The sequence below is a fragment of the Chryseobacterium sp. 22532 genome (assembly GCF_052044665.1).
Classification (GTDB): domain Bacteria; phylum Bacteroidota; class Bacteroidia; order Flavobacteriales; family Weeksellaceae; genus Chryseobacterium; species Chryseobacterium lathyri.
The window spans coordinates 261,236-287,418 of sequence record NZ_JBQENJ010000003.1; the positions used below are offsets into that span (position 1 = coordinate 261,236).

19 protein-coding genes are annotated in these 26,183 nt (G+C 37.9%); 4 read left to right on the plus strand and 15 right to left on the minus strand.

What is annotated here, in order from left to right:
• Positions 1-31: 31 nt before the first annotated feature.
• Complete coding sequence (locus ACTJIV_RS09125) at positions 32-850, plus strand: DUF2314 domain-containing protein (RefSeq protein WP_440626975.1); 819 nt, start codon at positions 32-34, stop codon at positions 848-850.
• Between the two features lie 47 nt (positions 851-897).
• Here the strand turns inward: ACTJIV_RS09125 and gldG are convergent, their stop codons facing one another.
• The 4 genes from gldG to kbl all read right to left on the minus strand — a co-directional run bounded on the left by gldG (position 898) and on the right by kbl (position 5,297).
• Positions 898-2,568: a gliding motility-associated ABC transporter substrate-binding protein GldG gene (gene gldG / locus ACTJIV_RS09130; RefSeq protein WP_440627556.1), complete on the minus strand. Its 1,671-nt coding sequence runs from the start codon at positions 2,566-2,568 to the stop codon at positions 898-900.
• Positions 2,569-2,572: 4 nt separating this feature from the next.
• Positions 2,573-3,301, minus strand: coding sequence for an ABC transporter permease (locus ACTJIV_RS09135; protein ID WP_440626977.1), 729 nt, complete (start codon positions 3,299-3,301; stop codon positions 2,573-2,575).
• Between the two features lie 57 nt (positions 3,302-3,358).
• Complete coding sequence (locus ACTJIV_RS09140) at positions 3,359-3,910, minus strand: CopD family protein (protein WP_440626979.1); 552 nt, start codon at positions 3,908-3,910, stop codon at positions 3,359-3,361.
• Between the two features lie 190 nt (positions 3,911-4,100).
• Positions 4,101-5,297 carry a glycine C-acetyltransferase gene (kbl, locus tag ACTJIV_RS09145; protein ID WP_440626981.1) on the minus strand — a complete coding sequence of 399 codons (1,197 nt, stop codon included), beginning with the start codon at positions 5,295-5,297 and terminating at the stop codon, positions 4,101-4,103.
• 160 nt (positions 5,298-5,457) lie between these two features.
• Here kbl and ACTJIV_RS09150 point away from each other — a divergent pair, with 160 nt between their 5' ends.
• Positions 5,458-6,336, plus strand: coding sequence for a cupin-like domain-containing protein (locus ACTJIV_RS09150; RefSeq protein WP_440626982.1), 879 nt, complete (start codon positions 5,458-5,460; stop codon positions 6,334-6,336).
• Between the two features lie 223 nt (positions 6,337-6,559).
• Here ACTJIV_RS09150 and ACTJIV_RS09155 read toward each other — a convergent pair whose 3' ends face one another.
• From ACTJIV_RS09155 to ACTJIV_RS09200, 10 genes are all read right to left on the minus strand, one after another.
• Positions 6,560-8,488, minus strand: a complete 1,929-nt coding sequence (locus tag ACTJIV_RS09155) for a M1 family aminopeptidase (RefSeq protein WP_440626984.1) — start codon at positions 8,486-8,488, stop codon at positions 6,560-6,562.
• A gap of 86 nt (positions 8,489-8,574) precedes the next feature.
• The gene (gene dacB, locus ACTJIV_RS09160) at positions 8,575-10,044 is read right to left on the minus strand and encodes a D-alanyl-D-alanine carboxypeptidase/D-alanyl-D-alanine endopeptidase (RefSeq protein ID WP_440626986.1); all 1,470 of its coding nucleotides are present in this window, start codon (positions 10,042-10,044) and stop codon (positions 8,575-8,577) included.
• Positions 10,045-10,204: 160 nt separating this feature from the next.
• On the minus strand, positions 10,205-12,652 hold the full coding sequence (gene priA / locus ACTJIV_RS09165; RefSeq protein WP_440626988.1) for a replication restart helicase PriA: 2,448 nt from the start codon (positions 12,650-12,652) through the stop codon (positions 10,205-10,207).
• A 330-nt stretch (positions 12,653-12,982) separates the two neighbouring features.
• Positions 12,983-13,894, minus strand: coding sequence for an AEC family transporter (locus ACTJIV_RS09170; protein WP_223558714.1), 912 nt, complete (start codon positions 13,892-13,894; stop codon positions 12,983-12,985).
• A gap of 155 nt (positions 13,895-14,049) precedes the next feature.
• Positions 14,050-16,536 carry a beta-mannosidase gene (locus ACTJIV_RS09175; RefSeq protein WP_440626990.1) on the minus strand — a complete coding sequence of 829 codons (2,487 nt, stop codon included), beginning with the start codon at positions 16,534-16,536 and terminating at the stop codon, positions 14,050-14,052.
• A complete protein-coding gene (locus ACTJIV_RS09180) occupies positions 16,529-16,915 on the minus strand; it encodes a GxxExxY protein (RefSeq protein ID WP_440626992.1) in 387 nt (128 codons plus the stop codon). The genes ACTJIV_RS09175 and ACTJIV_RS09180 overlap by 8 nt, the downstream gene beginning before the upstream one ends.
• A gap of 365 nt (positions 16,916-17,280) precedes the next feature.
• A complete protein-coding gene (locus tag ACTJIV_RS09185) occupies positions 17,281-17,943 on the minus strand; it encodes a copper homeostasis protein CutC (protein WP_440626994.1) in 663 nt (220 codons plus the stop codon).
• A gap of 20 nt (positions 17,944-17,963) precedes the next feature.
• Entirely contained in the window at positions 17,964-18,521 is a 558-nt protein-coding gene (locus ACTJIV_RS09190) for a hypothetical protein (protein WP_440626996.1), read from the minus strand.
• A 100-nt stretch (positions 18,522-18,621) separates the two neighbouring features.
• Complete coding sequence (locus ACTJIV_RS09195) at positions 18,622-19,614, minus strand: isoaspartyl peptidase/L-asparaginase family protein (RefSeq protein ID WP_440626998.1); 993 nt, start codon at positions 19,612-19,614, stop codon at positions 18,622-18,624.
• A 181-nt stretch (positions 19,615-19,795) separates the two neighbouring features.
• On the minus strand, positions 19,796-22,063 hold the full coding sequence (locus tag ACTJIV_RS09200) for a glycoside hydrolase family 20 protein (RefSeq protein ID WP_440627000.1): 2,268 nt from the start codon (positions 22,061-22,063) through the stop codon (positions 19,796-19,798).
• A gap of 102 nt (positions 22,064-22,165) precedes the next feature.
• Between ACTJIV_RS09200 and ACTJIV_RS09205 the strand changes: the two genes are divergently transcribed.
• Entirely contained in the window at positions 22,166-22,984 is an 819-nt protein-coding gene (locus tag ACTJIV_RS09205) for a DUF4197 domain-containing protein (protein WP_440627002.1), read from the plus strand.
• A gap of 480 nt (positions 22,985-23,464) precedes the next feature.
• Here ACTJIV_RS09205 and ACTJIV_RS09210 read toward each other — a convergent pair whose 3' ends face one another.
• Entirely contained in the window at positions 23,465-24,118 is a 654-nt protein-coding gene (locus ACTJIV_RS09210) for a CoA transferase subunit B (RefSeq protein ID WP_111960415.1), read from the minus strand.
• Between the two features lie 121 nt (positions 24,119-24,239).
• Between ACTJIV_RS09210 and ACTJIV_RS09215 the strand changes: the two genes are divergently transcribed.
• Entirely contained in the window at positions 24,240-26,045 is a 1,806-nt protein-coding gene (locus tag ACTJIV_RS09215; protein WP_111960413.1) for an ABC transporter ATP-binding protein, read from the plus strand.
• Positions 26,046-26,183 lie beyond the last annotated feature (138 nt).

The following is a 26,183-nucleotide window of genomic DNA, read 5'->3' on the forward strand; positions in this document are numbered from 1 at the left end:
GATCAAATATTAATATCAATTACCAATCACAATGGAAGAGAATTCGTTTATATTTACTGATGGACAGGATCCTAAAATGATCGAAGCATATGAAAGAGCAAGAGAAACTTTTAAATATTTCTGGCGGGAACAGTCCTGGGAAAACAGAAGAATTATTCCCGGTCTTGACCTTGCCTGCGTAAAGGCAGCATTCAGTGAAGAAGATCCTGAAACAGGAGAAAGTACGGTAGAACACATGTGGATCAACGAGATTGATTTTGACGGTGATACGGTAAGTGGATTCCTGATTAACAATCCCAACAACCTTACCAACATCCAGGCCGGAGATTATTTTGAGATTCCACTGAATGAGATCAGCGACTGGCTTTTTGCCATCACTCCTGCTGCTAAGAAGCCCAAAGGACTCTCCAAACTATTTTCTTCACCCGTCAATCCTTTACCAAAAGCCTATGGCGGATTTACCATTCATAAAATGCGAGCTGATATGCCTGAAGATGAAAGAAAAGAGCACGACGACGCATGGCAGCTTGATTTCGGAGATTTCAATGATATAGAGGTAGTGAATGAACAGAAGGAAAAACCAGAAAATCTTATAGAGCATCCGATGAGTAAAAATATGGAAGGAGAATTCCTAAAATTCCTTCAGGAATACCCCGACGAACTTACCAACAAAGATGAAAATGGACTTACTCTTCTTCATAGAGAGGCCATCGCCGGAAATCTTACCTCTGTAAAAATTATATTGGGAGCCGGTGCAGATAAAAATATAAAATCTAACAACGGAAAAACCGCTCTGGACTATGTGAAACAGCTGAAGTGGGAACATATTATTCCGGTTCTGGAAGGCTAAATAAAATATTTCATATAAAAAAGAGAAACCTTCCGGTTTCTCTTTTATTATCCAAACTTCCTCTTCCTCAGCCAGAAGAACAATCCTCCCAGCAGGCCGATCACTACCAAAGGTAGTAATAAATTCAGCCACTGCCAGTTTGTTTTTTCTTCCGTAATGCGGTTTCGGTCCAGGAGTCTTTCTTCTATATTTCTGTTTCGGAGAGCCATCAGGTTGCTGTCATCCAGAAGATAATCCAGTGCATTTCTCAGAAACTGCTCGTTTCCGAACTCCTGATTGGTGAGACGGTCAATTCCCATTGGGAGTGGCTCACCTTTGTGCATTTTGTTTCTTCCTACATCTCCGTCTGCAATAATGATCATTTTGTTTTCAGGGCTTTGACTTTTAAATCCGGGATAACCTTTTCGTTCAATTCTTGATGCATAGGCAGAATTAAACTTCCCCTCCAGCGCAACGGCAAAGATTTTCGGGGTGCTTGGTTTTTCCATCTGGCCAAGACTGTCTACACTGGCAATCTCTTTCAGATCCACATAGTTGGGAACCTGTTTCAGAAGTGTTCTTTCGCTGGATTCAAAAAGTACTTTTGTTTTGATATTTTTTCTTCCTCCCAAAGTATCAATGGAAGTTGGAAACTCAAATTTTACCGGGTTGATATTTTTCGTGATCGGATTATCATTCTCAGCAATTCCCAAAGGGAAATAGGGCCAAGGCAGGCTTGTATACTGTGGGTTCCCTCCTACTTCACCCGTAACCAGTTTCAGGAGTGCAAATTTCTTTACATCCTTCACCAAAGCCGGATTGATCCTGATCCCATAATTGAAAAAGAAATCCGTCATATTGATATCCACAGGGAAAGGCATTACCTTTTGAGACCTTGTCAGCGTATCCATTTCGGCATTTACGGCATCGATCATCCAAAGCGTTTTCCCGCCATTCATAATAAACTGGTCAAGAATCACTTTTTCATTATCTGTGAATGCTTTTCTCGGCTTTGCAATGACCAGAGCACTCATCTGTTTCAGCAAAGGAAGATCTTCCTGAGTAAGCTCTGTCTGGTTTTTTGGAATAACCGGTCCTGCATCGTAATTTTCCAGTGCCAGCTGCATAAAGCTATGGAACTCTTCAGGTCCCAGTTCGTCATGATTCACCAGGATTCCTACCTTCTTTCTTTTATTAGCTGCAATATTCTTGATATTGGAAACCAGGCTGTATTCCAGACCTTCTATAGATCTTGTCAGCTGCTGATCCGCATCTATTCCCGCCTGCTGTACAACCAGCGGAATAGAAACCCCTCTTTTATCATATTTTATAACAGCGTATGGAAAAAGGGTGATCTGGGAAATCTTTCCGTCTTTAACATCCGGAAGAACAGAAGGCTGCATTCCCATCGCCATCAATGTGTCCTGGGACATTTTTGTCTTAATCGGATCAATAAATTTGAAATCGATCTTCGGGTTGATTTTTCTGAACTCTTCCAGCATAAATCTGGTTTCGCTCTGAAGCTGCTTAAAGCTTGCCGGAAAATCACCCTCAAGATAAACATCTACCGTAAGCGGCTTTTTCACCGATTCCAATACCTTTACCGTATTATCCGAAAGCGTATATCTTTTTTCTTTGGTTAAATCTAATCTGATTCCTGAATACGTAAGCAGAATAACCAAGGGTATCACTGCTATTAAGAAAATTCCTAATGGAGATTTAATATTGAACTTCTTCATCATGCTACTTCTTTTTAGTGATAAAATGGTTGGACAATAATAACGTAGCACCAATGATCAGAATAAAATAAGCCACATCTTTAAGATCTATAAGACCTCTGGTAAAGCCAAGAAAATGCTGATAAAACCCTATATTCTGAAGGATAAAATCTGCACCACCCAACAGTTTGTAGCTCGCCAGCTGCTCTATCCCGAAATACATGATAAAACACATGAAAACTCCCAACAGATAGGCCATGATCTGGTTCTGAGAAAGTGAAGAAGCCAGAATACCTACTCCAGAGAAAGCAGCAATTAAAACAATTAATCCAATATAGCTTCCGAAGGCCATTCCAAGGTCAATATTTCCTGCCGGAACACCTAAAACGTATACCGTATAAAGATAGATCAGTGACGGAATAAGGCATAAAACCCCAACGATCCATACTGAAAGAAATTTTCCTGCTACCAGGTCTGAAACTTTTAAAGGCTGGGAAAACAGCCAGTTCAGCGTTCCTGTTTGCTGCTCTTCTGCAAAGGTTTTCATAGAAAGCGCAGGAATAATAAACATCAGCAGCCATGGAACCAGTACGAAATAGCTCTGCAGGGAGGCCATCCCGATGTCGAAAATATTAGAATCATTCTCGAAGAAAAACAGGAAAAGAGCTGTTATGAGACTGAATGCAGCGATGATTACCCATGCGCTCCAGTTTCCAAAGTAACTCCAAAGTTCCTTTTTTAAAATTGCAATCATAGTTTTTTGTAAAATGTAAAAAGTAGAATGTATGGTGTATGCATTCTACCTAAACAATTATTTGTTTTTTTTATTCTTATTAACGAGTTTAACGGTCATCATGATCAGAAATACAAGAACGAAAAATCCTGCAATTAATTGCCACCAGTACTCAATAACTGAAGATTTCAGAATCACTGTAAACACTACCAGAAACAGAATGAAGGTTGCAATTTCATTGGCCTGTCTCAGCTTGATATTAGGAGTTTCGATAGTTTCTCCGTTCAGTTCTTTCAGTTTCAGCACTTTTTTCCAGCACCAGTAATGATAAACAGCAAGACCGATCAGGAAAGTCAGTTTTAAATGAAACCACGGCATTTTCATCAATCCGGTATTCAGGAAGATCATGACAACTCCGCAGACAGCCATAATAATACCTGCCGGAACAGTGATGATATTCCACAGTCGTCTGGCCATGAATGTATACTGTTCTCTAAGTATCTTCTTTTTCTCTTCAGCAAATTCATCCGTATCCTTGTAGTAAACAAAAATTCTTACGAGATAAAATATTCCCGCAAAATAGCTTACCATGAAGATAATGTGCAGTGCTTTGATTATTGTATAAAGCATTTTTTAAAATAATGGCAAATATAATGTTAATAACAAAAATATTTGTTAGAAATAATTATAAAAATGCTTCGGCTTCACTCAGCATGACATCGCTTATACTAACTGTTTTAATTTTCATCTAAAAATCAAACGTAATAATGAACATTGTCATGCTAAGCAAAGCCGAAGCATCTATATCCTGAATGTTTAATTAAGAAATAACACCAAGCTCTTTTCCTACTTTCTCAAAAGCCGCAATCGCTTTATCAAGGTGTGCTCTTGTATGAGCAGCAGAAAGCTGTACTCTGATCCTTGCTTTTCCTTTCGGTACCACAGGATAGAAGAATCCGATTACATAAATGCCTTCATCCATCAGCTTTTCAGCCATTTTCTGGGCAAGAGGAGCATCATACAGCATCACCGGAACGATAGCTGCATCACCTTCCGGAATATCAAAGCCTTTAGCCACCATCTCCTTTCTGAAATATTCTGCATTTTCCATTACCTGGTCACGAAGTGAGGTATCCTCAGAAATCATATCCAGAACTTTCAAGGCAGCCCCAACGATTCCGGGCGCTAATGAATTGGAGAATAAATATGGACGTGAACGCTGTCTCAGCATATCGATGATTTCTTTTTTACCGGAAGTAAATCCTCCAAGAGCTCCTCCCAAAGCTTTTCCTAAGGTAGAAGTAATAATATCTACTCTTCCCATTACTTCATTGGCTTCGTGAGTTCCACGGCCTGTTTTCCCGATGAAACCTGTAGCATGGGAATCATCCACCATTACCAGTGCATTGTATTTATCAGCAAGGTCACATACCCCTTTCAGGTCTGCAACAATACCATCCATAGAGAAAACTCCGTCTGTAACAATGATCTTGAAACGGTGATTCTTTTCGGAAGCAGCAATCAGCTGAGCTTCCAGATCAGCCATATTATTGTTTTTGTAACGGTATCTTGCCGATTTACAAAGACGTACCCCGTCAATAATGGATGCATGATTCAGCTCATCTGAAATAATAGCATCTTCTTCAGTAAACAATGGCTCAAAAACACCACCGTTCGCATCAAAACATGCGGCATACAGAATAGTATCTTCAAGACCTAAAAAGTCTGCAATTTTCTTCTCCAGTTGTTTGTGGATGTCCTGGGTTCCGCAGATAAAACGTACAGAAGACATTCCATAACCGTGAGATTCTATCATGTCCTGGGAAGCTTTCATTACTTCCGGATTGTTTGACAGACCCAGATAATTATTCGCACAGAAGTTTAAAAGCTTCTTTCCATTGGCTTCAATTTCCGCACTCTGCTGGGAAGTGATGATTCTTTCTCTTTTATAAAGACCATCATTTTCAATGTTTTGCAGTTCGTTCTGTAAATGCTGAAGATATTTTTCAGAGATCATTTTTAGTAATTTTTTAGATGTGCTAATTTAATAAAAAGGCGTTAAAATATCAGCTTTTATAAGTTTTAATTCTCAAAACAACAATTCAATTTCAGTTTTAACACAATTAGTCTACTAATTTAGTAGGATAATAATTATATTTGTCTACAAATTCTGGATTATGAGATTGAGCCCGATACAAAAAGTAAAGAAAATAAGTTCCGGAAGCTTTATAAATAACCATATGAAGCCACGATTTCCTGTTATTATGGAGGATTTTATTGATCCTGAAAGTCCTGCTTTCAAAAAATGGAATTATGAATACTTCAAAGAAATAGCAGGTGATCACAAAGTTAATATCTATGGAAGTGAGCTGGAATCTCTGGATAAAGTGGCCAGCAGCCCAATTGGTCAGACTACATTCGCTGAATACCTCGACCTGATTAGCAGCACTCCTACAGAACACAGGCTGTTTTTATTTAATCTGCTTACTATCAGGCCCGAACTTAAGGATGATATTCTTTATAATGATGTTACAAACGGGAAAATATTGAAATGGCTGCCTTTTATGTTTTTCGGAGGCGAAGGCTCTATTACCAGAAATCACATTGATATAGATATGTCACATGTTTTTATCACGCAATTTCAGGGAATCAAAAGGATCTGGCTTTTCCCTTGGGAGCAGTCGGATCTTATGTATAAACTTCCTTATAATTTTCACAGCTTACCGAATATTAAAGATCCGGATTACAGAGAATTTCCGTCTCTACTCTATCTTGACGGTTATGAAGCTATACTACAGCCTGGTGAAACACTTTATATTCCTTCCGGCTGGTGGCATTACATCCAATATGAAACTGAAGGCTATTCCGTTTCTGTAAGAGCACTCCCGTCCAGTATTCTGGAAAAATGGCGCGGTTTCAAAAATATGGTAATTACAAGAAACTTTGACAATATCATGCGAAAACTCTTTAAAGAAAAGTGGTTCAAATACAAAGTAAAAACAGCCAGAAGAAGAGCAGCAACAGCGGCCAGAAAACAAAAAAGCTTTCTGATCTGAAAGCCTTTATTATAATTCTTAACAATAAAATTATTTAACAATGGAATTTATATATGCCATATTATCCCCTGAACGCCCTCTGTATATTTTTTATCCGATGTTTTAAATTTCTCCAATGTAAAAAACCTTCATTGCTGAAGGTTTTCTGGGTATTTAAAGTCATTCTTAGCTAATACTCAGTTCTCTGTTATCAGTAGAACAATACCTGAATGTTTCTTTTTTACTATTGTTTTAGAAACTTAATATTCTTTTCATGAATAGTGAAAATATAAGAGCCCGGAACCAAGTCTGAGATTCTAACCGCTTTTTCGGGTTGATATACATCTTTTTTGATCAGTTTCCCATCCATAGAATGAATAGAAAACTCAACAGCCTTATCAATTCCTTTTATATAGAGCTCGTTCTTTGAAGGATTCGGATATAGTGCAAAATCTTCCTTCTCCACAGATGATACGCTTAATGTATTATCCTGAGCCACTGTAGAATTTTTCTCCAGGATCTGGTATTCATAATTAAATTCAACACTGGCTACAGGGAAAGAAACTGTTTCCAGGAAATACTGGTTATCAGAGGTATGATTCAGGACAAAATAAGCAGTCTGTCCGCCGGTTCCGTTCACCTTAATCGGCAATGGCATTTCAAAAAAGCTCACTGAAGGGCTGCTTTGGATTTGGGAAACTTTAAACAGGATCTGATTTCCGGTCTGTTTCCATTTTGTTGTATAGGTTGGATAACCTTCACCATATAGCCAGTCATTAAAAAATCCCGTAAAATCTTTTCCTGTAGACTGCAGCAGCGATGTATTAAAATCTGCAGTTCTCACATAATTATAGGCCAAATTCGGTCTGGCATGATAATCTCTTACTGCCTGATAAAAGGCCGTATCCCCAAGGATCCATTTGATCATTCTTAAAATATAGGCTCCTTTTACATAGGTTAGCCTGTTGTTGAATATTCTGCTTACACTGGAAAGGCCGGAATCCGGGACATATGTAGAACCATCAGGAGCAGAAGTAATATTATTGATTTCTCCCAGCAGGAAATTCTTAAACTCAGTATTGGTCATCAGTAATTTTTCGTTGGCAAGAACAGCACCGAAAGTGGCAAAACCTTCATTCAGCCAGATATCATTCCAGGCGCCACAGGTCACCTTATCACCAAACCACTGATGAGCAAGCTCATGGGCAATAAGACCTTTGCTCCAGCTTCCCATAGACGTCATCGTCTGATGTTCCATTCCGCCTCCATTGGTGAACTCCATATGTCCGTATTTTTCGTTGCGGAACGGATAAGGTCCGAAATAGGTTTCAAAAGTATTCATAACCACTTTCGTCCACTCAATATTAGACATACTTGTTGCATTTGCATTGGTTGAAGGATAAACATAATTAACGAACGGAAACGGCGGATTTCCCATGGTATCATTCAGTTTAACGAAATTGGTAATGGAAAGGGCAATCAGGTAAGCAGATGTGGGATAAGCTGTTCTCCAGAAAGTAAGTTTCTGATTTCCCGGAAGCATTGTTTCAGACATCAGTTTCCCGTTGGCTGCAACATTATATTGGGAAGGTGTGGTAATTTTAAAATCAAATCTTTCGATCTTATCATTAAGGCTTTGTTTCGTTGGAAACCAGTCCTGCGCACCATAAGGCTCACTTAAAGTACAGATAATAGGTGTTCCGCCCTGTGTAGATGCTGTAAAAGCGCCTCCAGCAGCAGAAGGGGCACCGGAATAATGAATCGTTAAGGAATCCAGAGTATTTGCGGGAATTGAAGCCGGAAAATCTATTTTCACTTCTTTTGTCGGAAGCTGCTGGAAAGTGAGACTGCTTCCATGATACTGCACCTGTGAAACGACCAGAATATCCGACATATCAAAATAAATGCTGCTCATATTCTGATTAGGCTTGAAATGTGAGGTCACAGAACCTGAAATATTATATACCGCAGGATCCAGAGTAACATTCATCCTTTGATACTGAAGATCGTAATTTAGAGTGTTGGGATTAATATTGTAGGTGGTCATTTTCTTCGTAAAAGATTTCATTTCTTTTGCGATAAGCCCTTTTATTTCAATATTTTGATCCTGTATCTGTCCAAAGAACGGCTGGGAGATCAAAAAGCCCAGAATTAGAAGATAAAATTTTCTCATACTCAGAATATTAGATATGACCAAAGATAAAAAAAAACCTTCTAATCATTGATTAAAAGGTTTTTAGAATATTAAAATAATATTTTTTAGAGATCGAGAGCCGGTTCAAGAATCTTTTCCATTCTTTTCTTTACCATATCTACTGATCCGGAATAATTGTTGACCATTAAAGAAAATACTAATGTTTTTCCAGAGTTGGTCTTCAGGTATCCTGCCAATGTTTTTACCTTATTCAAAGTTCCTGTTTTGGCAAAAATCTGACCGTTTCCGGTACCGATGAACATCCTTTTCAGCGTTCCGGACTGTCCGCCAACAGGCAGTGAAGTGAAATAAGCTTTGTAATATTTCTCATCCATTAAAGACGTTAAAAACTTAACCTGCGAAATTGGCGTTACATTATTGTTTCTGGAAAGTCCGCTTCCATCCATATAATTCAGACCCATCATATCAAAACTTTCCTCCTTCAGGTGGTTGGTTACCACTATCCTTCCTGATTCCGAGGTCTGGTCACCCATTTTCTGGAAGCCTACTGTTTTCAGTAAAGCTTCTGCCAAAGAATTGTCGCTATGTTGGTTCGTATAGAATATGATATCCGCTAATGTAGGAGATTTATAGGCTGAAACCAGCTTTCTGCTCTCCGGAGCTGCATCAGTCATTCTAGGGGTTACTTTTCCGGTAACACCAATGCCGCTTTTTACCAGCGTTGTTCTGAAAGTATTGGCAAGATAAGCCGGAGCATCAGGAAGTTTTGTTGTTAAAAATCCGTCTCCCTCATATTTTTCTGCATACACCATTTGGTTGGCGTAAGGCGACATATAGAAATACTTTTTCTCAGAAGCCAATCCTGATTTTTTCATGATCAGTTTTTCGTTGGCAGGGTTGATCTCGCGGGTAGTTCCTACAGGCAGATAGTAATTATTGTTTTCAAGCCATACAACATTTTCCGGAAGCCTTGTAATATTGCCTTTGAAAAGCGCTGTCTGAATGATAATATCACCGTTTACCTTTCTGATTCCTTCGCGTGAAAGTCCGCCCATAAAGTCTGAAATAATATCTCTGTAGGACCATGCACCGGCTTTATTGGTTCCTAAAGAAGGATCGCCGCTGCCTATGAGATACAGATTACCATTCAAAACTCCGTTTTCATCAATAGTCCCCGAATATTCCAGCTGTGTCATCCAACGGTAGTTTTCACCTAAAAGGCTCAATGCTGTTTCCGTGGTGAGTAATTTTGTGGTAGAAGCCGGTACTAAAGGAGTATTTTCATTGTACGAAGAAATGACCTTCTTCGTTTTGGGGTCATACACTACGAATCCCCAGTTTGCATTTTTCAGCACAGGATCCGTCATCATTGTGTTTACATTAATATCTACAAGCTCTTTGGCCGACAGAATTGTTTTCTCCGCCATTGAGGTAACCGGAGAAGGTAGATTCAAAGTATTCTTCTGATTGTCGTATGCCTGTGAGTAAAGAACTGTAGAAACGGTAGATTGGGCAAGGAAAAACCCAGAAGCCAATACCGCTACACCTGAAATATATTTTCTGTAATTTACCATGTATCTTTTTTTGTTTCCATAGTTTGACGTTATAAAAAATGATAAGTTAAATCATCCGTTTAAAGAGCCAAACATTTAATGAACGACCAAAAGTAGAAATTATTGTTATAAAAAGGGTTACACGGTTCTTATAAAAGAGCGTAAAGTTTGTTAAAAAATGTTAAAAATCCACAAAAACATCTTTTTTAATACTTTGATAAGCAGTGATTTCATCAAATTCATTCAAACTTAGCAAAACCATTTTTTTGAATTCATCATACTTTTTCCCGCGGGGAAGTTTCAGCATGATTTGGAATTGGTATAGATTATTAAGCCTGGCAATCTGGGCTCTTTCGGGTCCCAAAACACATTCTTCAGGAAGATATTTTCTTAAAACAGATCCCAAAAACTGGGAAGCCCGGTTCACTTTGTCTTCTTTCCGGTGTTTCAGCTCGATCATAATGAGTTTAGTGAACGGAGGGTAATGGAATTTCTGACGTTCGGTAAGGATATATTTGTAAATTTTTGCAGGATTATTCATCTTGATCAGCTGAAAAACGGAATGATCAGGATTATAGGTCTGAATTAAAATTTTCCCTTTTCCGGAAACTCTTCCGGCTCTTCCGGAAACCTGGGTGATCAGCTGGTAGGCTCTTTCCTCCGCTCTGAAATCCTGAACATACAGCAGGGAATCCGCTTTAGGAATAGCGACAAGCTCAATATGATCAAAATCGAGTCCTTTTGATATCATTTGGGTTCCTACAATAATATCTGTTTCGCCTTCTTCTATTTTTTCATACAGTTTTTCATACGCAAACTTTTTACGCATAGAATCCACATCCATTCTGTCCACTTCATGATCAGGAAACATCTTGGATACTTCTTCATGAATCTGTTCTACTCCTACCCCTCTTTCGTTAAGGTTTTCTGAATGACATTTCGGACAGGTTCTCGGCTTTGAAGCTCTTTGTCCGCAGTAATGACACTTCATCTCGTTAGCTGCCTTATGGTAGGTCATTACGACATCACAGTTTGAACAGTAATTCACATAGCCGCAGGTTTCACATTCAATTACATTGGCATAACCACGGCGGTTGTGAAGCACAATGGCCTGATTTTTCTCGTCCAGCGTTTTTTTAATCTCATCAATTAAGTGTAAAGAAAAATTCCCTGAAACTTTTTTAGATTCCTGGGCTTCTTTAAAGTTGATGAGTTCGTATTCCGGCAGCTTCACATTTCCGAATCTCTCATTCAGTAAAATGTACTTTATTTTATCTTTTCTGGCGTTGTAGTAGCTTTCTACAGATGGTGTTGCCGACCCCAGAATCGCTCCGGCCCCATAAAAATTACCTAAAACCAATGCGGCATCTTTGGCATTGAAATAAGGTGAAGCTTCCCTTGGTCTGTATGCAGAATCATGTTCTTCATCCACTACAATAAGCCCAAGATCCTGAAATGGCAGGAATAATGCATTACGTGTTCCTATAAGAATTTTAATATCATTCTGCTTGATTCTTCTCCAGACTTCCACTCGTTCAAAATCGGTTAATTTCTGATGATAGAAGCCAAGTTGTCGGCCATATTTCTTCTCTAATCTTTGAGTGATCTGTTTAGTCAGAGAAATTTCGGGAAGCAGGAACAGAACATTTTTTCCTTCCTGAATACATTCTTCAATTTTCTCTAAATAAATATGGGTTTTCCCTGAGGAAGTAACACCGTGCAGCAATACATTTTTGCCTTCTTCAAAGGCCTCATCAATTTCGGTTTTAGCTTCTTTCTGCTCTTCGGAAAGTTCTTCAAGTTCTTCAATTTCACCTTCATAGCTTTCGATCCTGTCTTTCTGCATATGATATTCTGCGACAAGATTTTTATCTGCCAACGCCTTAAAATGGGAACTTCCAAAATATCCGTCCTCAAAGAGTTCTGCTTTTTTAATGGGAACTTCCGGATGCTCGGTCTGTTTTTCTAAAATAGCCAGAAAAAGATCTTTCTGCTTCGGAGCCTTGTTCAGCTTTAAAAGAATATCCGTGAGATTCTGGTTGCTTAAAACCTCATCATTGATCCTGACATAGGCTACTTCTTTAGCTTTATATTTTTCGGCAATTTTTTCATCAATTTCAATGTACTGCAGATCAATCAGGGAATTGATTGTTTTGATGATCTCTTTTTTAGGAATAAATGCTTCAATATCAGTAAGGTTGATGAGCTGACGTACTTCCAGTGCCTGGATAAGGTACATTTCATTGACATCCAGATTCTCAAAATCAACCGTAATATTGGGTTTTAATTTTAAATAAGTTTCACTTTCCAGTTTTAAAGAAGATGGGAATGCAAAACGGTAAATCTCTCCAAGCCCGCAGAGGTAATATTCTGAAAGCCAGTTCCAGAAATTGATCTGCTCTTCAGGAAGGATGGGTTTATCATCTAAAATACTGATAACTTCTTTAGCTACAAAACTTTCCGGGGCGTTATCATGAAGTTCAAAAACAATCCCCGTATAAATTTTCTTTCCCCCGAAAGGCACGAGAACCCGCATTCCCGGTTGAATCATGGGCATTAGTTCTTCAGGAACTTTGTAGGTGAAAGATCCTTTTAAATTGAGCGGTAAAACTATTTGAGCGTACTGCAAGGGAAATTTTTAAAGTGTAAAATTAGATTTTTATTCAGAGAACTGCAATTTTTTATTGAGATCAAAGGGTAAAGCAGTCTGATGCTGTTTTTCTGATTAAACTTATGGTTCCTCTTTATTTTTTTAAATGAGTGATTGCATTTTTTACTCTCGCAGATTGAGCAGATGTTTATGTTATAATTATGAATAAAACAGGCTCAATAGTGCTCTTATATCTTAATAAATAAAAGTATAATTATAACACAAACATCTGCTCAATCTGCAAAATCTGCGAAAGAATATTTAAACATTCAGCCGCATCGTCCTGTATACAAGACCGGTATGACAATTTTAGAAAAGAAATTCTGTGATATAATACCAGACCGCAGAGGTAAAGAACCCGACAATAATACTGAAGCCGACAATGAGATTGGTAAGCTTGGTATTGAGCCTGAACTGTTCTGCAATAATACTTGAGGTGACAACGGTTGGCATAGCAGCTTCAAATACAGTAATTTTTGCTACATCTCCTTTTATATTCAGGAGTAGAGCCAGTCCTAAAACAATAGCCGGCGCTAAAATGAGCTTGTAGAGCATAGAAGCAGACATTTGCGGGATCAGCTTTTTCCATCCGTTAAATTTCAGTTGGAGTCCTACAGAAAATAAAGCCAACGGACTCACTGTTGCTGCTAATTTATCAAAAAATGGTTCTGCTAATGTGAAATCAATAAACTGCGACAATACCAATGCTGCAATGCAACCTATTAATGGAGGAAAAGTGACCAGTCTCTTTAAAATAAATTTTGCACTTACTTTTCCTGATCTGCTTCCACCCTTCACTGCTGCTATAATTCCTAATGTGGAAAGGGCAAAAAACATGGTCTGATCACAAATAATGGCAATACTTAAAAGACTTTCGCCATAAAATGCACTAATGAGAGGAAAACCGATAAAGGATGTATTGCTGTAGCCGCTAGTCAGTTCCATTGTACTTCTGGACCGCCTTGAATAGCCCTTACTTTTACTGTAGAACATCATAAAAAAGAAGCAGAAAACAGAAACAAGAAAGGTAGCCGCAATGGGAAACAGCATTTCTGTTGTCCATTTAACTTTGGGCAGGTATTTAAAAGAAACTGCGGGCAGGGCAAGATAAAGAATCCAGGTATTAATACCTTTGTGAGCATCGGGATGGATAGATTTTGTTGCTTTGAATACCATTCCTGCAATAATGCACACCGCAATCAGAACAAAATTGACCATCATATTTAAAAATTGAATATAAAGTTACGGTTGATTTTTGAGGAAAATCAATTTATTTAAAAATAAATGTATGCTTAGAATTGCATGGGTTTAAGGTTTATTTTTTAAATTCTCGCAGATTGGGCTGATTGAGCAGATTTTTATTGCGGTATGATGTTTTAATTTTGCAGTGTATCCCAAAGGCTCATCACTTCTATATTTTCCAAAGGTTTTGAGAGTTTTATCTTTTTTGATGAACCAGGAAGGAGATCAAAAAAGTTATCACTGAAATGGGTATCTCCCATTAGATAAATATCTTTTGCCAAAACATCTGTGGAAATTTCAATTTCGTCCGGTGCAGTTTTTCTGATCTTAATGCTAGGTTGTGTCAGCTGCAGATCTTTGGGTTTAGTAAAGAAATGTTGATTGACCGCTATGATTATTTCATCCTTATCTTTTATAGTAAGTTGTAAAAAGGCTTTATCTTTATCAGAATCAGAAACCAGAGCTGATACTTGAACGGGATCAAATTTGAGAATACTTTCCTGTATTTTTTCTTTTGAAAGAGCTTTGAATTCTTTTAGAACCGTGCCATCGAAACGTACTGCTTTTACTTCTAAATTGATATTATTGAATGGCTTCAATCCGTCATTAACAGCATAAAAATTTAAAATACCTTCTTTTTCTTCAGTGAAAATGACCTGCTGCTCAAAGCTTCTTTTCATCTGGTAATGCAAAGCTTTCCAGTTTCCAAGGTAATCAATTGAGGACCAGGAAACTACAGGCCAGCAGTCATTAAGCTGCCAGTATAACGTTCCCATATTATAGGGTCTTGAACGTCGGTGGGCTTCAACAGCAATTCTCATTCCTCGGGCCTGGAGCAGCTGGGAAATGTAATTGTATTTCACGAAATCTGAGGGCGTTTTATAGTCCCTTTTCATATATTCAGCAATGATGTCCCAACCTCTGGCATTTTTTTCATGGGCTTTAATAACCGGATTCTGAAGGCTGAGATCCGGAGTTCCTGAAAACATAGATTTTACAGCTTCCAGGCTTGGCATTCCCTGAAAACCATATTCTGACATGAATCTTCCTACTTTTTGATTATAAATCTCAAACGGCTGCTCTCCCCACCACACTCCCCAATAATGGGAATCTCCTTCTGTAAGGCTTTCTTTATGCCCCCATCCGATAGACGGCGAGCTCGGCCAGTAGATATTTTTATCCGGAGTGAGAATTTCCTTCATAGCATTAGGAATCACTTCATGGAACAGTTTTTTATAGTCTTTCCAAACCTGAAAAGAATCATTTTTTGAGTATTTGAACTGTTTCTGATAGCCCCAGTTGACGATGGCTTCATCAATTTCATTATTTCCGCACCATAAAGCAATGGATGGATGGTTCTGAAGCCTGTTGACCTGATCCTTTACTTCTTCTTTTACATTATTTAAAAAATCTTCATCGGCCGGATAAAAGCTGCCGGCAAACATGAAATCCTGCCAGACCAAAATACCGTTTTCGTCACAGGCTTTATAGAATTCATCATCTTCATAGATGCCACCACCCCACACACGGATCATATTCATATTGGCGTCTTTGGCGTCATTGATGAGCTTCCGGTATTTTTCCTTGGTTATTCTGGGTGAAAAGCTGTCGGAAGGAATCCAGTTTGTTCCTTTTGCATACAACGATTTCCCATTGACTTTAAAATAGAAGGATTTTCCTGCCTGATCTTTCTCCTGGATGAGTTCAATGGTTCTTAACCCAATTCTTTCGGTTTTTTCAGAAAGGATTTTGGAATCTTTTTGCAGAGAAACTTTTATGTCATATAAATTCGGATCGCCCCATCCATTGGGCTGCCAAAGTTTTGGATTGCTAATTTTAAAAGGAATCTTGATCTTATTTTCACCTTTTTTTAACTGAAATTTATTTGATTGAGTATTAATAGAAATAGAATATTCCCCTTCTTTATCTGCAAAAATTTCTGCTTGAATATTGAGCTCTGCCTGTTGTTTTGTCAGATTTTTTTGCTCAATTTTTATATTTTTTAATTGAGCATGATTCCAGAAACGAAGTTCTACATCTTTCCAGATTCCGGCAGTAACCAGTCTTGGACCCCAATCCCATCCAAACTGATACTGAGCTTTTCTTATAAAACTCCTGGGCGACTCCGGCATGGTAAACGGAACCTTCCCGGCCAGTTCTTTTCCTTCTTTTACAGCTGATGTAAATTTAATTTTCAGATCGTTATTTCCTTCTTTCAGAAGCTCTTTTACAGAAACCTCCCATTTCCTGAACATATTATCTGTTTTTTTCAGCAGTTTTCCGTTCAGATAGATTTCTGAAAAAGTATCAAGACCGTTAAAAAAAAGGTCTATATGTTCATTTTGAAGTTCTTTTGATGATACATTAAAACGGGTCTGATATTCCCAGTCTTCATTTTCTATCCACTGTACTTTTTTTTCATTTTCATCTTTAAAAGGATCGGAAATGATCTTATTATCCATCAAATCAAGATGTACAGTGCCCGGAATTTTTGCAGGCAACCATTTCTGTTCCTGTGTATTTTTGAACTGCCATTTTTCGGAAGACAAACTTCGTTCTGTAAGCTGTGCATTCATAATACTTTGAATAAAAAGAAAAGCAAAAAAAATAGATTTATTCATTAACAAGTTTATTTACAATTCTGTGAATCCCATATTTAATAAGTTCAGTATTAAAATTTATCAGTAGGCCTAGTTTTACATTAGTCAGCTTCAGATAGGTTAAAAGCTGAGAATAAAAGACGGGATTCAACTCAAGAACAGCTTTTACTTCAATAATAACCTTACCTTCTACAATTAAGTCAATTTTATATGCATTTTCTATTGTAACTTCTTTATATTTTAAGGGTAAGGGGGTTTGTTGTTTCACCTCCATTCCAAGCTGTTTCAGTTCATACGCCAAAGCTATTTCGTAAGCATTTTCCAATAAGCCAACTCCAAGATTTTTATGTACTTCAATTGCGGCTCCTATTATTTTGTAGGATAGTTCGTTTTCTGTCATTCATTTGTGTTTATATTTAGCATTTTATATTGAAATCATTATTTTTAAATATAATGAAAATCTTTTTTGACACAAAGTTTTATTATCTAACTCTTAGATTTAAAGAATGTAAGAAGGAAATCAACATAGTCGAATTCTTTGCTTGCCTTAAGGTGATTCTAAATGAAAAATTTCCGTTTAAAACACATTATATTTAACGCAAAGGTTCATTTAGATATTGCATGTTTTAAGTCTGCAAAGACGGAATCAATTAACATTGATTCGACTAAGCGAACGTTTTATCCAGTTAGCTTCATCAATGACATAGTCAATTCTTTGCTTCCCTCAAACTCAACGTTGTTTAAAATAGAACTTTGCGTTAAAAATCACTTATTTTTCAAAGCGAGGACCTCATTTGCGCTGGCAAAAGATCCACCGTCTGTAATTGCAGAAGAGTGAAAATAGCTGGCATTTGTAAATGCTCTGATCTCTTCAATATTGGTAGAACGAAGTCCGCCTCCAACCAGAATTTCTATTCTTCCGGCAGCAAGCTCAACCAGTTTTTTCAGATTCTCTTTACCTTCTGAAACATTTGGTTCCTGGCCTGAGGTGAGGATCGTTTTAAAGCCACAGCCAATTACTTTTTCCAAAGAATCTTCAAGGCCTTTTGCTCTGTCAAAAGCACGGTGAAAAGTACATGGAAGAGGATATGCCATCTCAACCAAAATCTTGTTGTGTTCTCCATGTATCTGATTATTTTCGTCCAAAATTCCAAACACAAAACCATCTACTTTCAGAGATTTCAGCTGGAGCATATCTTTTTGCATTTGTTCAAACTCAGATTCCGAATAGGTAAAATCTCCACCTCTTGGGCGGATCATTACAAAAACCGGAATATTTATTTTTTCTCTGAGTTCTTTTGTCGTTTCAAAATCCGGAGTTGTTCCGCCTTCGCTCAATCCGTCACATAGTTCTATTCTATCGGCTCCGTTTTCAAATGCAGTCATTGCGGATTCCGGATTGAAACATGCTATTTCTATTTTTGACATTTTTTCGTTTTATTTAAATTTTACTCTTCTTCAATAACATCTGCTATCAGAAATTTATTATCTGTTTTTATAACTTTAATCTGACGGGAATATTTGGCTTTAAACCCATCATCAGCCAGGACTACATTAAAAACGTAATTATTGTCTGACGAGGATTTTAAGTCACAATTTCTAATTTCAATATTAATCCAGTCCTGTCCGGAAATAAGGAATCCGGAGTCTATTCCAGCTTTATCAGTATCAAACTTACCTTTCCATTTGTCCTGGAATTCTTTTAAGGTAAGACTTCCATCAACATCCATATCCACATTCATTGCATCTGTTTTATACTCGTAATAGTCTTTGGTTGTGATTTTCTGCATTTCTTTATCCAAACTCCTAAGATCTTCTTTAAAGTAATTTTTGATACTTTTTTCCAGCCATTTTTTTGCTTCTCCGGATTCATCATGCTTATTTTCTGAAATTTCGGTTTCGGTTTCTTGGGAAACAGATTCCTGCGGTGCCTGAGTCTGGATTTCTTTCTTTTCTTCTTTACATGCTGTGATCAGAAACAAAGATGCAATGATCATTCTTTTCATATTCTTTTTGATATTCTAAATTTTGGCTAAAGCCGTTTGGTGTTTTTTTATTTTGTAAGCGGGCTAAAGCCCGCTCCTATTGAATTTTAAATAAAATACATTATTTCAGAGCAAATTCCGGTTTTTCCAGACGATTGCCTTTCTGGTCATAGACAGCGAAATTAAACCCGTCCTGAATGCAGTAAGAACCATATTCGCCTTTTTTATTTAAAGCGATGAAGCCAACCTGAATATCTTTAAGGTTTTTATTTCTTCTTTGAGCAATTTTCACAATTCTTTCAACTGCTTCTTTGCAGGCCTGCCGGGGATTCCTGCCCTGTCTCATCAATTCAACAACCAGATGTGTCCCGACAGTACGGATTACTTCTTCGCCGTGCCCAGTAGCCGTAGCAGCACCCACTTCATTGTCTACAAACAATCCTGCGCCGATGATAGGTGAATCTCCCACCCTTCCATGCATTTTAAAGGCCATCCCGCTGGTGGTGCAGGCTCCGGAAAGATTTCCCTGTGCATCCAGAGCAATCATTCCGATGGTATCATGGTTTTCAATATTGGCGACTGGTTTGTACTCGCTGGTTTTCAGCCATTCTCTCCATTCTTTTTCCGAATCGGGAGTGAGAAGGTTTTCTTTTTTAAACCCCTGGGATATTGCAAACTGTAATGCTCCGTCTCCAACCAACATAACATGGGGCGTTTTTTCCATCACTGCTCTTGCTACAGAGATAGGATTTTTGATATTTTCCAGGCAGGCAACGGAACCGATATTATAATTTTCGTCCATAATACAGGCATCGAGGGTAACTCTTCCGTCTCTATCCGGACGTCCTCCATAGCCTACACTTCTTTCAGTTGGGTCCAATTCCACGAGGCGAACTCCTTTTTCCACTGCATCAAGGGCTTTTCCACCTTTTCCCAGAATAGTCCAGGCTTCTTCGTTTGCCTTCAGTCCGAAATTCCAGGTGGAAAGAACAATGGGTTTTCCTGGTTTTACAGGATTCTCAGACAGTTCTCCGGCAATCAGATCCAGTGGGTTTACGGCAAGTGCCAGAGAAGCAGCAGCCGTTTTTTTAATGAAGTTTCGTCTACTTTGCATATTCAGATATATTTGGCTCCAAATTAGGAATTTTCCCGCTAGCAGAAAAGGAAAAAGACCACAGAGTACTATGGTCTTTTGGTTTTTAATAAGAGTAAGGCAATTTACTTCTGAAATAACATAACTTTATGTATTGACGGCTGCAACAGCTATTGCATCCAGTATATTCAGAAACTTATTTCTAATTGATGCCAATTTCATCAACGAACAGCCATGCTTTTGAATCTGCACCGGGATTTCCGGCAGGAATAATACCTGCATTTTCTATTTTAAGCTTAATGTACTCTGCATTCTGATTTCCTACATTCAGCTTAATTTTTCCTTTTGAGTTCTGAATTTCATCTTTCCCGATCTCTTTGATCATTTTAAAGGCCTTTCCATCATCCGAAACAAAGATCTGTGCAGATTTCGCCAGATGGATCCAGCTTCCCTTATTTTCTAAGGTATTAAAATAAACTTCAGAAAAGTTGGTTTTCTGTCCCAGATCAATGGTTGCCACTACATCTTTTCCCTGAAAGCCCAACCATGTTTTGCCCAATTGTCTTATGTTTCCGATAATTCCATCCACCAAGGTAAAAGCTCCGCCAAAAGAATAGTTTTCGCTGGGCTGTTGTTCCAGGGTGATCTTTTTTCCTGTTGTTTTTGAAATTTTGAATTCCTGGGAAGAAACAGCACTTTTCAGTTTTCCGTCTTCAAAATAGGCGGATTTAACGGTTAGAGATTTTGAAACAGCAATCGGTCCCTGATAAACCTGTGAATGTATAGAAGGTTCTGTCCCGTCCGTTGTATACCGTATTCCTTTCGGGTCCTGTGATACATTAAGTTCATAAGAAATACCGTTCCCGGCAGGAAGTACTTTTCCGGAAATATTATAGATACTTTTGGCATAATTCACCTTCATTTTATCCAGAACTTTGAACTGACTGATTACTCTTCTTTCAAATTCTTTATAATTTTTAGGATCTGCCGTTCCCCATCCTACTTCGGAAAGCGCCATCAGTCTTGGAAATATCATATACTGTACCTGCTTAAAATCCATGATGTATTCCGTCCATAGATTGGCCTGAACTCCTAAAATATATTTGGCCTGCTCTGCGTTCAGCTCTGCAGGAATAGGATTATAGGAATGGACTTTATCCAAAGGGGTAAAACCTCCGAAAGCATTCGGCTCCGATTGAGGATCACCCTGATAATGATCAAAATAACAGTAGGCTCCGGGAGTCATTACGGCAAAGTGAGAAGATTTTGCAGCTTCGATGCCTCCGTTTACACCTGTCCAGCTCATAACGGCAGCATTTGGAGCCAGACCGCCTTCAAGGATTTCATCCCAACCGATGATCTTTCTTCCTTTACTGTTAACATATTTTTCAATTCTCTGAATGAAATAGCTTTGCAATCCATGCTCATCCTTCAGATTATTCTTTTTGATCAGCTCCTGGCAATGGGCACATTCTTTCCATCTTGTTTTCGGACATTCATCGCCACCGATGTGGATGTATTGTGATGGAAACAGGGCAATAACTTCATCCAGAACATTTTCAAGGAAAGTGAAGGTTTCTTCTTTCGGACAGAAAACATCATCAAAAACACCCCATTTTGTTGCAGCTTCAAACGGCCCTTTTGTACAGGCAAGCTCGGGATAAGCTGATAAAGCAGCTAAAGCATGACCGGGCATTTCAATCTCGGGAACTATAGTAATATGCCTTTGCTGGGCGTATTTAATGACGTCCTTAATCTGCTCCTGGGTATAGAAATAAGGACCATAAGGTTTACCGTCGAAAGTATTGTCTACATAAGCACCAATCATCGATTCTTTACGTTTTGAACCGATCTGGGTGAGTTTTGGGTATTTTTTAATTTCAATTCTCCAGCCCTGATCGTCTGTAAGATGCCAGTGAAAAGTGTTCAGCTTGTACATGGCTAAATAATCAATATACTGTTTAACCTCATCTACATTAAAGAAATGGCGGCAGACATCCAGGTGCATTCCGCGCCATGCAAATTTAGGCTGGTCTTCAATTCTTAAAGCAGGAATTTCCCTATCTTCCTTATGTTCTTCAAAAAGTTGAGCCAGGGTTTGAAGAGCCAGAAAATACCCCTGTCTGGTATTGGAAGTTATGAAAATCTTTTGGGGAGAAATGTCAATAGTATACTTTTCTTTATCTTCTTCGGGATGAATTGGGATTTTTGGCTGTGGAAACGGCATGTACATCAAATGAATTCCTTCCGTCTTACTGCTATTCTGAAATTTCACACCGGAACCAAGCCTTTTTTTGAAATACTCTGTTTCTTCTTTTGGAAGTTTATCGTTCAGGATCAGCGTTTCAGGAATGATGAACCTTCCTTCCTGCATGGTTACACTTTGAGGATAAGGAATTAAATCTGGCTTCTTCTGGGCATGAAAAACTGTGGAAAAAATAGCAGAAAACATAAAAAGAAAATGTCGCATTTAGGTATGATTAAGGTTTTAGCTAATATAATTATTTTCTAAAACTCTTTGGTGATTTAACTTATTAAATAATAAAACATCTAAATTTGCAAAAAAGATACAATGAGAAAAAATATTTTATTCGCTGCTACCCTATTATTTTCAGTTTCTTCACAGGCACAGCTCTTAGACATCATCAAATCTACCGTCAAAAACAAAACCGGTGTCGATCTTGATAATCCCTCAAAACCTAAAAGTTCTACAACCACCACTACAACTAATACCACTCCAATTACTCCAACTAAAGCTTCTCCTGTTAATCTGGGAAACCTAACCTCAACACAGATATCTTCAGGGTTAAAGGAAGCGTTAAGCCTTGGAGTAACTGATGGTGTAAAGAAACTGGCTTTAACGGACGGATTCTTTAAGAATGAAGCGGTAAAAATTTTAATGCCTGAAAAGTTAAGAAAGATCGATACCACGCTGCGTTCCCTGGGAATGGGAAGCCTTGCAGATGAAGGGGTAAAATTATTAAACAGGGCTGCTGAAGATGCGGTAACAGAAGCCGCTCCTATTTTCACCAAAGCAATTACTTCGATGACGATCACGGACGCTAAGAACATTTTATTAAGCAGTGATAATGCAGCAACCAATTATTTACAGACCAAAACGCAAAGTCAGTTATTCACAGCTTTCCAGCCAAAGGTAAAGGCTTCACTGGGTAAAGTGGGTGCAGATACGGTTTGGAAAAATCTGATCTCAAAGTACAATACTTTCACAGGGCAATCTGTAACGACCGATCTTAACGAATATGTGACGACTGAAACAATTAATGGTGTATTTAAAATGGTAGCTGATAAGGAAAGCGGCATCAGAAATACTCCGGCGATGAGAACCACTTCTATTTTACAGAAGGTTTTTGGGGCGCAGGATGGGAAATAATTTAGTTTTTTTTCAAAAACTTTATCAATATATAAACTGTTTCATTTTTTGAAGCAGTTTTTCTTTTGTATTAAAAAATGTGCATTATCTGCTCAATCTGTGGGTAAAAAATTTTAGTAACTTTTCTTTTGTCTTGAAACAAAAGAAACAAAAATTCAAGACCTGGAAACTTCCGCTAAAAATAAATACTGTTCTCTAAAAATTCTAAAACTTGCGCGAATTCTGTATATGTTCTTCGGTTCAGTTAAAGTGTCGCGCTTCGGACAGGAGAATTTTCTTAACGTTCACAGCATTTATTTTTTTAACGCTCCATTTTCCTATGTCGGTTAAATAGTATTTTTCATAACACTTTTTGAGAACATTTACAATTTTTTAAATTTACAGTGATAAGAAAATCTGTGTTATCTGCTTAATCGGTGGGAGAAAATGTCGGTTAAATGCATAAAAAAACCTTGTCGGTGACAAGGCTTTATTTTTTATTTAGAATTGCATTTCAGGAATTTCACCTTCAATGATCAGATCTGCTTCTGTAGATTTTATGATGTGCTCCACTGAAACCCCTGGAGCTCTTTCCACCAGTTTGAATCCGGCTGGAGTTACATCCAGTACTGCCAGTTCGGTCACTACTCTTTTCACACAGTTAACCCCTGTGAGCGGAAGACTGCATTTTTTCAGGATTTTGCTTTCTCCTGCTTTATTCACGTGCATCATGGCAACAATAATATTTTCTGCTGAGGCAACAAGGTCCATTGCTCCCCCCATTCCTTTTACCATTTTTCCGGGGATTTTCCAGTTGGCAATATCTCCGTTCTCTGAAACTTCCATCGCTCCAAGAATAGTAAGGTCTACTTTCTGGCCACGAATCATCCCAAAACTAAAGGCTGAATCAAAAAATGAACCTCCTGGCAGTATGGTAATGGTTTGCTTTCCTGCATTGATGATATCGGCATCTTCTTCACCTTCGAACGGGAAAGGTCCCATCCCTAGAACTCCGTTCTCACTCTGAAATTCTACGGAAATACCTTCCGGAACATAGTTAGCCACCAACGTAGGGATTCCTATTCCCAGGTTTACATAATAACGGTCTTTCAGTTCTTTTGAAATCCTTTTAGCAATTTGTTCTTTTGTAAGCATAATAAAAACTTAGACTGCAATTTAATTCTTTTCACTTGAATACAAAAGGTCTTTGTTATTCAAAATTATTAATACCATAAGTCAAAATAATATCTCTAATTTTGCAACATTATTTATTAAAATGAAAATACTTTTAAGATACCTTAAGCCTTACCAATGGTTGATTATCCTTTCTTTGTTATTGGCAACCATTAATCAGGTTTTTTCTTTATTTGCCCCGGCCATCACGGGTAATATCCTGGACCGGCTGGTAACACATCCTAACTTTTTTGATAAGGAAAAACTTTTACCCAGAAATCTTAACCAATATTTATACGGAGACGGAATTTATCATGGGGTGTTCTATTTTTTAGGGCTGCTCATTGGAACAGCGATGGTAAGCCGAATAGCCAAAGCTTTTCAGGATTATGCAGTAAGTGTGATCACTCAGAAGTTTGGCGCAAAAATCTTTACGGATGGCTTAAAACATTCAATGGCTCTTCCTTATCAGGAATTTGAAGATCAGAGAAGTGGTGAAACCTTGTCTATTTTAACAAAAGTAAGAGAAGATACTGTAAAGTTCATCACCAGTTTTATTAATATCTTCTTTGGAATTTTAGTGAGTATTATTTTCGTTTCCGTGTATGCGATCCGCTTACATTGGTCGATCATGCCTGTCTATATCTGCGGGATTTTCCTGATTGCCTTCATCACTAATTTACTGAGTAAAAGAATTAAAAGCATTCAGAAGAATATCGTTTCGGAAACTACAGCTTTAGCCGGAAGTACTACAGAAAGCTTAAGAAATATAGAAATCGTTAAAAGTTTAGGCTTAACGAATCAGGAAGTGATCCGTTTAAATAATAATACCTACAAGATTCTTGGACTTGAGCTCAGAAAGGTAAAAAGCATCCGTTCTTTAAGCTTTATCCAGGGTACGATGGTCAATTTTCTTCAGCAGATGATTACCATGACCCTATTGCTTTTAATTTTTAAAAATATTGTGACTCCCGGACAGTACCTTTCTCTGATGTTTTATGGTTTCTTTATTTTCGGACCAATGCAGGAAATCGGGAACATCATTATTTCTTACCGTGAGGCTGAGGCTTCTCTTTTCAATTTTGATAATTTAATGAAAAAAGAGGTGGAAGAAAAACCTCTCCATCCGAAACAGATTGGTGCTATTGAAGAACTGGAATTTAAACATGTTTCTTTTAAACATCAATCGGCTCAGTATAAAGCTTTAAATAATATCTCTTTTGATGTTAAAAATGGAGAAACCATTGCTTTTGTAGGGCCTAGCGGTTCAGGGAAAAGTACATTGGTGAAATTGCTGGTTGGACTGTACAGACCACAGGAAGGAAATATTTTTTACAATAGTATCAATGGAAAAGAATTTGATTTTGATGAGCTGAGGAATCAGATTGGTTTTGTTACCCAGGATACACAGCTTTTTGCAGGAACCATTAAGGAAAACCTTCTTTTTGTAAATCCTAACGCTACAGAATCTGAACTGGATATTGCGTTGCAGAAATCGAGCTGTACAGCATTATTGGAGAGAGCAGAAAAGGGTATCGAAACTGTTATCGGTGAGGGCGGACTGAAGCTGAGCGGCGGAGAAAAACAAAGAATTGCCATTGCAAGAGCACTTTTAAGAAAACCTCATTTATTGATCTTTGACGAAGCAACTTCGGCTTTAGACAGTATTACGGAAGAAGAAATTACCTCTACTATAAAAGACATCTCAAAAGAAAGAGAACAGATTACCGTTCTTATTGCCCATCGTTTAAGCACGATTATGCATGCTGACAGAATCTATGTACTGGAACGCGGACAGGTGATTGAAATGGGATCCCACGATAATCTGATTGCCGAAAAAGGATTGTATTATGCTATGTGGCGACAACAGATCGGGGAAAGAAAAATGCTCATTTCACCGGAAGCATAACATAAACAAAGCGCTGAAGATATTTTCAGCGCTTTGTTTATAATATTAATCACAAAAGTTTTCAACACTTAAGTTTTTTAGAAAACTCTTAGGCTTTCATCTTATGAACTTCTGATTTAATTTAACTTTTGTGGTTTA